Below are 8,907 nucleotides of genomic sequence, written 5' to 3' on the forward strand. Positions count from 1 at the left end.
GGGGCCGCCGCGCCCCGCCCCGGCGCGCGGACGCGCCGCGTCGGCGCGCGCTGGATCGTCGGGAGCTGGCCACCCGCCGACGCTATCGGGGGTCGGCGTCCAGGAACCGCTCCCGCACCGGCCGCCGCATGACCTTGCCGATCTGCGAGCGGGGCAGCTCGTCGAGCACCTCGACGCGGCGGGGCAGCGCGTAGCGGGGGAGCCGGGCCTCGGCGTGGGCGCGGACCTCGGCGAGGGTCGGCGCCGTCGTACCGGGCTCGAGGACCAGGGCGGCGAGCACCTCCTCGTCGCCCTCGCCGGTGGGCAGGCCGACCACGGCGGCGTCGGCGACGCCGGGCATGGTGCGCAGGTGGTCCTCGACCTGGGACGGGTAGACCTTGAACCCGCCGACGATGATCATCTCCTTGACCCGGTCGACCAGGGTGATCCAGCCGGTCGGGTCGACCTCGACGACGTCGCCGGTGTGCAGCCAGCCGTCGGGGTCGAGCTGGCGGGCGGTCTCGTCGTCCTGGTTCCAGTAGCCGGCGAAGACCTGTGGGCCGCGCACCAGCAGCTCGCCGCGGCGGCTGCCGTCCTCGCGCGGCTCGACCGCCGTGTCCGGGTGCTCGGGGTCGCGCACGTCGATGTCGGTGTTGGGGAACGGCACCCCCAGGGTGCCCGGACGCCGGTCCGGGGTGCAGGGGTTGCCCGCGGCGATCGGGGCGCACTCGGTCATCCCGTACCCCTCGACGAGGAGGCCGCCGGTCAGGGACTCCCACCGCTCCACGGTCGCCGCCGGGATCGGCATGGCGCCGGCGAACGCGAGCCGCACCGAGCGCAGGCTCGCCCGGGTCGGCTCCCCGGCGGCGTCCGCGGCGTCGGCGATGCGGTCGAGCATCGGGGCGACCGCGGGCAGGAAGGTCGCCGGCCGCCGCTTCTGGGCGGCCAGCACGGCGGCCGGGTCGAAGTTGGGGAAGATCACCAGGGTGGCGCCGATGTGGCCGGGGAGGTTGAGGCAGAAGGTCAGCCCGAAGGCGTGGAAGAACGGCAGGATGCCGTCGACGACCTCGGCGCCGGGGTCGAACCCAGCCCACGCCTGCCCGTGCGCGATGTTCGCGACCAGGTTGCGGTGGGTGAGCCGGGCCGCCTTGGGGGTGCCGGTGGTGCCGCCGGTGTACTGCAGCAGCGCCACGTCCGAGCCGGATCCCGGCGCCGCCGCGGCGACCGTCCGGGTGGTCCGCATCAGCGTGTGCCAGTCGGGTACGCCGGCCGGGACGTGGCCGCGCAGCGCCTCGCGCTTCTCGCGGGCGGCGCTCACCGGGAGGCGGAGCAGCAGCTGGCTGCGCCGGGGCAGGTCGCGCGCGATGTCGACGCTGACCACGTGGCGCAGGTCGGGCGCCCCGGCGGCGAGCACCCGCTGCACGGCCTTGTGCCAGACCAGCGCGTGGGTGGCGCGGGAGTCGGCGAGCAGGTGGGAGAGCTCCTCGGCCGTGTACGTCGGGTTGAGCTCGACCACGATCGCGCCGAGCCGCAGCACGGCGTGGTAGGCGACCAGGTGGGTCGGGCTGTTGGGCAGCACCAGGGCGACCCGGTCGCCGGGCGCGACGCCCAGGTCGGTCAGCACGCCCATCGCGCGCTCCATGGCGCGGTCGGCCTCGGCGTAGGTGAGCGTCGCGCCCATGAAGTCGGTCGCCACCCGGGACGGCCATCGCGCGGCGGCCCGCTGGAAGCCGGCGGTCACCGGCTCGTCCGGCACGTCGACCCGGTCGGTCACCCCCGCCGGGTAGTGGACGGTCCAGGGGCGGGCCGGGCTGTTCTGCACCGTCCCAATCTCTCACAGGGGGTCGGTGGGTCAGGCGACCAGCACCGGCCCCGGCGAGGTACGCCGCCGCCCGCGCCCGCCGGCACCGGGCCCCGTGGCGCCGAGCTCGGCCCAGGCGCCGGCGATCCGGCGTACCGCCTCGTGCAGGTCGTCGGGCGGGAGGGTGTAGATCAGCCGCAGGTGGCGGTTGAGGCCGCCGGCGGGGGCGAAGACCGGGCCGGGGGCGAGCATCACGCCGTGCCGCTCGGCGAGGTCGACCAGCGTCGTCGAGTCGCCGTGGGGCAGCCGGCACCACAGCGCCATCCCGCCGGTGGGCACCCGGAACGTCCACTCCGGCAGGTGCTCGCCGAGGGCCGCGACCAGGGCGTCGCGCTGGGCGCGCAGCCGGGCGCGGTTGGCGGCGATCAGCTCGTCGGCGCCGTCGGCGAGGATCCGGGCGAGCACCAGCTGCTCGAGCACGGGCGCGCCGAGGTCCAGGCCGATCCGGGCCAGGGTCAGCTCCTCGACCCGGTCGCGCGGGCTGCGGATCCAGCCGAGCCGCAGCCCGCCCCAGATGCTCTTGCTGGCGCTGCCCACGGTGATGGTGCGGGGGTCGAGGGCGGCGAACGGGGTCAGCGGCTCCTGGCCGTCGAGCCGCAGCGCCTGGTGCGCCTCGTCGACGACCGGCACGGTCCCGGCGGCCCGCAGCCGCTCGGCCAGGGCGCTCCGGTCCGCGGCCGGGAGCACCAGGCCGGTCGGGTTGTGGAAGTCCGGCATCAGGTACGCCGCCCGCGGCCGCTGCCGGGTCAGCACCGCGCCGACCGCGTCCAGGTCCCAGCCGTCGGGCTCCAGCGGCGCGACCGCGAGCCGGGCGCCGCCGGTGCGCAGCGCCTGGGTGGCGTTGGGGTAGGTGGGGGAGTCGATGAGGATCCGGTCCCGCGGCCCGGCGACGGCCGCGCCGACGACGGCGGTGGCGGCCAGGGCGCCGGGCGTGACGATGATCTGCTCGGGCACCGTGGGCAGCCCGCGGGCCTCGTAGGTGGCCGCGATCGCGGCCTGCAGCTCGGGCAGCCCGGCCGGGTAGTAGCCGCTGGTGCCCAGGTGCGCCGGCAGCTCCTCGACGGCCCGTTGGTAGTGCGCGGCGATGCCGGGCGGGGCGGTCGCGGCGGCGCAGACCAGGTCCAGGGTGCCGGCCCCGCCCGTGCCGGGGGTGAGCGCGCGGTCCCGGGCGCGGACCGGGCCGCCGGGCAGGCGGGTGAAGGTGCCCGCGCCCTGGCGGGCCTCGGCGTACCCGGTCTCGCGCAGCACCGCGTAGGCCCGGGTGACGGTGGTCCGGGAGACGCCGAGCGTTGCGGTCAGGTCGCGCTCGCTGGGCAGCCGGGTGCCGTAGCCGACCCGGCCGTCGCCGATCAGCTCGCGCAGGGCGTCGGCGAGGCCGACGTAGGCGGGGTCGCGGTCGAAGTCGCCGACGAGGTCGGCCAGGCGCCGGGCGGCGATGGTGTCGGTGGCCACCGGTCCAGTGAATCACGATTGGCTATTTGGCAGCAGTCCAATCGGCGCCACCATGGTGGCCATGGCGATCCTCACCCCCACCCCGTCGGCCCCCGCCCGGGCCGCGCTCGCCGACCTCGGCCCCCTCGAGCAGCTGCGTGCCGGCCGGCTCGCCCGCCGGGTGCCCCAGCTCCTCGTCGGGCTCGTCCTCTACGGCGTCAGCCTGGCCCTGATGGTGCGCAGCGCCACGGGCCTCGCTCCCTGGGACGTGCTCCACTCCGGCTTCATCCAGCACGTGCCGATCACGCTCGGCCAGGCCGTCGTCCTGTTCAGCTTCGTGGTCCTGGTGGCCTGGGTCCCGCTGCGGGAGAGGCCCGGCGTCGCGACGCTCGCGAACGCCGTCCTCGTCGGGCTCTCGGCCGACGCCACGATGGCGCTGCTCGCCGAGCCCGGCGCCCTCGCCGCCCGCGTCGCGCTGATGGCCGGTGGCATCGCGCTCTGCGCGCTCTCCACCGCGCTGTACATCGGCGCCCAGTTCGGCCGCGGTCCGCGGGACGGGCTCATGACCGGTCTGCACCGGCGTACCGGCCTCTCGATCCGGGCGGTGCGCACCGGCCTGGAGGCGGCCGTCGTGCTGATCGGCATCGCCCTCGGCGGCGCGATCGGCGTCGGCACGATCGTCTTCGCGCTCACGATCGGGCCGCTGACGCAGTGGATGCTCCCGTGGTGCCTGGTGGATCTCCCTGAGGCCGGCCCTGAAGTCGCCCCTGAACTCTGATCCACGGGCGCAACTTCGGGGGTGCGGCGTGGCCGGAGTGGATAGTCTCGCCGCATGACCACCGACGGTTCCCAGGCAGCCGCACCCGAGCCCTCCCCGCTCGCTCCGCCCGACCCCGTCGTCACCCTGACGGCGCCGGAGCCGCCGCCGCTGGTGGTCGAGACGCAGGCGCCCAAGATGGCGCCGCAGGTCCACCCCGAGATGGTGCCCGAGCTCGACGCGAAGGTCGACGGGTTCCTGGACGCCCTCGCGTCGTCGAAGGTCGGCAGCCCCGAGTTCTCCGCCCAGGCCGAGAACGTCCGCACCATGGGCGACGCCGACATCCGCAAGGCCGCCGAAACCTCGAACCGGATGCTCGACAAGCCGGTGAACGCGCTCAAGGAGGGCGGGATCGCGGAGGGCTCCAACGTCGGCAAGATCCTGATGGAGCTGCGCCGCACCGTCGAGGACCTCGACCCCGGCCAGGCCACCGGCGCGCGGAAGTGGTGGGAGAAGCTCCCCTGGAACGACAAGGTCGAGGACTACTTCCGCAAGTACCAGTCCTCGCAGAGCCAGCTCAACGGGATCCTGCACGCCCTGCGCAGCGGCCAGGACGAGCTGACCAAGGACAACGTCGCCCTCAACCTGGAGAAGACCAACCTCTGGGCCGTGATGGGCCGGCTCAACCAGTACATCTACGTCGCCGAGCGGCTCGACGCGAAGGTCTCCGCGCAGATCGCCGAGATGGAGCTGAGCAACCCCGAGGAGGCCAAGACGCTCTCCCAGGACGTGCTCTTCTACGTCCGGCAGAAGCACCAGGACCTGCTCACCCAGCTCGCCGTCTCGATCCAGGCCTACCTGGCGATCGACATCATCATCAAGAACAACGTCGAGCTCATCAAGGGCGTCGACCGGGCCACCACGACCACCATCTCGGCGCTGCGCACCGCGGTCATCGTGGCCCAGGCCCTGGGCAACCAGAAGCTCGTCCTGGACCAGATCACGGCGCTCAACACGACCACGTCCGACATGATCCAGCGCACCTCGGAGATGCTGCGCGACAACTCCGCCGCCATCCAGGAGCAGGCCGCGTCCTCGACGATCGGCATGGAGCAGCTGCAGGCCGCGTTCTCCAACATCTACGCGACCATGGACTCCATCGACGAGTTCAAGGTCAAGGCGCTGGACAACATGGCCACCACGATCGGCGTCCTCGAGGTCGAGGTCGAGAAGTCCCGCGGCTACCTGGAGCGGGTGCGCCGCCACGACGAGCGCAACGCCGCCGGCGCGCTGGACATCACCTGAGCCGCCGGGCGCGGACGGTCGAGCGGAACGAGGAGCGGTGGGGCTGAGGACGTGGTGGCGCCGGGTCCGGGGGGACGAGGACACCGGACCCCCGGATGACTACGTCGTGCCCGCGCCCCCGACCGAGCAGGACGTGCTCGCCGCGCTGAACCAGATCAACGCCACGCTCGCCGAGCAGAACGCGCCGCCGGTGGTCGTCTCCCGGGTGGTCCGCGTCGCCCGCACCATCCACCAGACGCTGCCGCGGCTGCGCGAGCTCGGGCTCGGCAGCGAGGAGGGGTACGCCGTCGTGGCGACCGCCACCGACTACCTGCCCGAGGCGCTCCAGGGCTACCTGCGGCTGCCGCGGGAGTGGGCCGACACCCGACCGATCGACGGGCAGAAGACCGCCCTGCTCGTCCTCATCGACCAGCTGGAGCTGCTCGCCGCCACCATGGACAAGATCCTCGACGCCGCCAACCGGGCCGACGCGCAGGCGCTGGTCGCGCACGGGCGCTTCCTGCAGGCCAGGTTCGGCCACCAGTCGGACGGCGGCGACCTGCGGCTGGAGGCACAGTGAGCCGCCGCGACCGGCGCCGCGGCCACGCGGCGGATCCGGTGACCGGCCTGAGCCGCGCCGTCGAGGCGCTGGTCGCCGTCGCCCGCACCGCCGGCGTCGACGCCGACCTCGCCCGGGCCGAGGGGGAGGCGCTGGCCGCCACCGTCGCCGAGCCCAACAAGGGCGCCTTCCTGGCGTGGTCCGAGGCCACCGGCCGCGGCGGCGGGGCCGTCGCGTTCTTCGACGCCGCGGTCTCCGGCCGCCGGTTCCGGGCCGGTCCGACGCCGACGATGGCGCTGATCCAGCTCGAGCACGCCGAGCACGGGCCGTCGTACGCCGCCGCGCTGGGCGACGTCGCGCTCGCGGCGAGCTCGCTGGGCGAGCCCGACCCGCGGTCGGTGAGCAACGCGGCGATGGCCACCGCGTCCCAGCTGCCCGGCAGCCCGCCGAGCCCGTTGCTCCCCGGCGGACTGATGCCACCGTTCACGCCGAGTCGGCAGAGAGTTCCTGCCGACTCGCGCCAGGACGGGGCCGCTCCCGGTGGGCCCGGCGGCCTCGGGGGCATCACGGGCGGGTTCGTGCCGCCGTACGTCGGCGGCCGCAGCGAGGTCCCCGGCGAGCGGGACGGCGCGGACCCGGCCGAGACGCCGACTCGGCAGAAAGTTTCTGCCGACTCGCGCCCCGACGGGGCCGAGCAGGCGTCAGTTCCTGCCGACTCGCGCACGGGGGAGGTCGAGGAGCCGGAGGAGGAGCCGCGCAGCGTCGAGGAGCTCCTGGCCGAGCTCGACGCGCTGATCGGCCTCACCACCGTCAAGGGCGAGATCCACCGGCAGGCCGCGGTGCTGCGGGTCGAGGGCCTGCGCAAGGCCGCCGGGCTGGAGACCCCGACCATCACCCGGCACCTGGTCTTCAACGGCAACCCCGGCACCGGCAAGACCACCGTGGCGCGCCTGGTCGCCGGCATCTACCGCGCGCTCGGGCTGCTCTCGCAGGGCCAGCTGGTCGAGGTGGACCGCTCCGAGCTGGTCGCGGGCTACCTGGGCCAGACCGCGGCCAAGACCGCCGAGGTGGTCGCCAGCGCGGAGGGCGGCGTGCTCTTCATCGACGAGGCCTACTCCCTCGCCGGCGACCAGTACGGCAAGGAGGCCATCGACACCCTCGTCAAGGAGATGGAGGACAAGCGCGACGACCTGGTCGTCATCGTCGCCGGCTACCCGCTGCCGATGGCCGTCTTCATCGGCGAGAACCCGGGGCTGGAGAGCCGCTTCCGGACCACGCTCGACTTCGTCGACTACACCGACGACGAGCTGGTCGCGATCTTCGAGAAGATGGCCGCCGGCGCCGACTACGACGCCGAGGACGACGTCCTGGACCGGCTCCGAGAGATCCTCGCCGACGTGGACCGCGGCCCGTCCTTCGGCAACGCACGCTTCGTCCGCAACCTGCTCGAGGCCGCCGTCGGCCACCACGCCTGGCGGCTGCGCGAGGTCGCCGAGCCCAGCGTGGCCGAGCTGCGCCGTCTCGAGCCGGACGACCTGCGCGGGCCCGAGCCCGACGAGGAGGACGGCGAGCCCGAGCAGCCGGAGGTGGTCGCCACCGTCGACCTGCTGCCCGACCCGGAGCCCGACCCGGAGCCCGACGGAGAGGACGCCCCGTGAGCCAGCCCGTCGCGGCCCCGCCCGCCCAGCAGCCCGTCCCGAACTCGTCGGCGGCCGACCCCGCCCGGACCGGCACGGCCGGCGCGCCCGCGGCGGACGACGTGCAGCCCTTCGTCGACACCCCCGTGCTGCTGGCCCGCTGGCAGGGCATCGGCACCGCCGCCGTGGTCGCGTTCGCCGTGGTCAGCGCGCTGCTGCAGATCCTCTCCTGGCGCTCCGACGGGCTGGCCGCGGACGACACCGAGCAGCTGGTCCGGGTGCAGGAGATCCAGTCCTCGCTGCTGCGCGCCGACGCCCTGTCCACCAACACCTACCTGGTCGCCGGCCTGGAGTCCGCCGCCCAGCGCCGCGAGTACGACGACGCGCTCGACGAGGTGCTGCGGCTCATCGCCGACGCGGCGGAGGCCCAGCCGGCCGACCGCGAGGCGCTGGCCGCGCTCAACGCCCAGGTCAACGACTACGCCACCGGGATCGCGCAGGCGCGGGTCAACAACCGCCTCGGCTACCCGGTCGGCGCGGCGTACCAGACCGAGGCCAGCGACGGGCTGCGCGACGGCGCGCTGCCGATCCTGGACAACCTGGTCGCCGCCAACTCCGACCGGGCCGAGGGTGCGATGGACGCCCACCACCCGGTGTGGCTGGCGCTGACCGGGATCGTTGCGCTCGCCGTGCTGTGGTGGCTCAACCGGCAGCTCGCCGCCACGTTCCGGCGCCGGTTCAACGTCGGCCTGGTCGCGGCCGGGGTGCTGGTGCTGGTGGTCACCGTGCTCACGGTGGCGCTGGCCTGGTTCGCCGACCGCGCCAACGACAGCCTGCGCGCCGGGGCCTTCGAGACCGCGGTGGACAGCTCCGCCGCGCGCACCGCGGCCAACGACGCCAAGGCCAACGAGAGCCTCCGGCTGATCAAGCGTGGGTCGGGCCAGGACGAGGAGGAGAGCTGGCGGGCCGCCGCGGCCGTCGTCGAGGAGGACGCGCCCGAGGACGTGCTCGACGAGTGGGACGCCTACGTCGAGCGGCACCGCGCGATCGTCCGCGCCGACAACAACAACGACTGGGAGGGCGCGGTGCGGCTGGCCACGACCGCCGGCGCCAAGGGATCGACCGCCCCGCTGGACGCGGTCGACCAGGCGCTCGAGGAGTCGGTGAGCTCGGCGGCCGCGCAGGCCGGCGACGACCTGCGCGGGGACCGCTGGCTCACGCTCGCGCTCGGCCTGCTGACCGCGCTGGCCGGAGCCGGTGCCGCGCTCGCCGTCGCGCGGGGCATCGGCGAGCGGCGCAAGGAGTTCGCATGAGCACCCCCCGCGCCAGCACCCGCCGCCGTACCGCCCGCGCCACCGCGGCCGCCGCGGCGCTCGCAGTCGGGGTCGGCCTGCTCGCC

7 protein-coding genes are annotated in these 8,907 nt (G+C 74.8%); 5 read left to right on the top strand and 2 right to left on the bottom strand.

Annotated elements, in window-relative coordinates:
* Positions 1-82 precede the first annotated feature (82 nt).
* Both ABLM29_RS21705 and yczR read right to left on the bottom strand, forming a co-directional pair.
* The gene (locus tag ABLM29_RS21705; protein ID WP_349716704.1) at positions 83-1,801 is read right to left on the bottom strand and encodes an AMP-binding protein; all 1,719 of its coding nucleotides are present in this window, start codon (positions 1,799-1,801) and stop codon (positions 83-85) included.
* A gap of 30 nt (positions 1,802-1,831) precedes the next feature.
* Positions 1,832-3,292: a MocR-like transcription factor YczR gene (yczR, locus tag ABLM29_RS21710; RefSeq protein WP_349716705.1), complete on the bottom strand. Its 1,461-nt coding sequence runs from the start codon at positions 3,290-3,292 to the stop codon at positions 1,832-1,834.
* A gap of 61 nt (positions 3,293-3,353) precedes the next feature.
* Here yczR and yczE point away from each other — a divergent pair, with 61 nt between their 5' ends.
* The 5 genes from yczE to ABLM29_RS21735 are packed head-to-tail and all read left to right on the top strand — an operon-like array spanning position 3,354 to position 8,821.
* Positions 3,354-4,049 (top strand): membrane protein YczE, encoded by a 696-nt coding sequence (yczE, locus tag ABLM29_RS21715; RefSeq protein WP_349716706.1) that lies wholly within the window; start codon positions 3,354-3,356, stop codon positions 4,047-4,049.
* Between the two features lie 54 nt (positions 4,050-4,103).
* Positions 4,104-5,333, top strand: a complete 1,230-nt coding sequence (locus ABLM29_RS21720) for a toxic anion resistance protein (RefSeq protein WP_349716707.1) — start codon at positions 4,104-4,106, stop codon at positions 5,331-5,333.
* A 37-nt stretch (positions 5,334-5,370) separates the two neighbouring features.
* A complete protein-coding gene (locus ABLM29_RS21725; protein ID WP_349716708.1) occupies positions 5,371-5,892 on the top strand; it encodes a hypothetical protein in 522 nt (173 codons plus the stop codon).
* Between the two features lie 38 nt (positions 5,893-5,930).
* On the top strand, positions 5,931-7,529 hold the full coding sequence (locus ABLM29_RS21730) for an AAA family ATPase (RefSeq protein ID WP_349716709.1): 1,599 nt from the start codon (positions 5,931-5,933) through the stop codon (positions 7,527-7,529).
* Positions 7,526-8,821, top strand: a complete 1,296-nt coding sequence (locus tag ABLM29_RS21735; RefSeq protein ID WP_349716710.1) for a GlnX family signal transduction membrane protein — start codon at positions 7,526-7,528, stop codon at positions 8,819-8,821. The genes ABLM29_RS21730 and ABLM29_RS21735 overlap by 4 nt, the downstream gene beginning before the upstream one ends.
* The last annotated feature ends 86 nt before the right edge of the window (positions 8,822-8,907 follow it).

Origin of the sequence: Nocardioides sp. YIM 152588, from assembly GCF_040191335.1 — a bacterium.
GTDB lineage: Bacteria > Actinomycetota > Actinomycetes > Propionibacteriales > Nocardioidaceae > Nocardioides.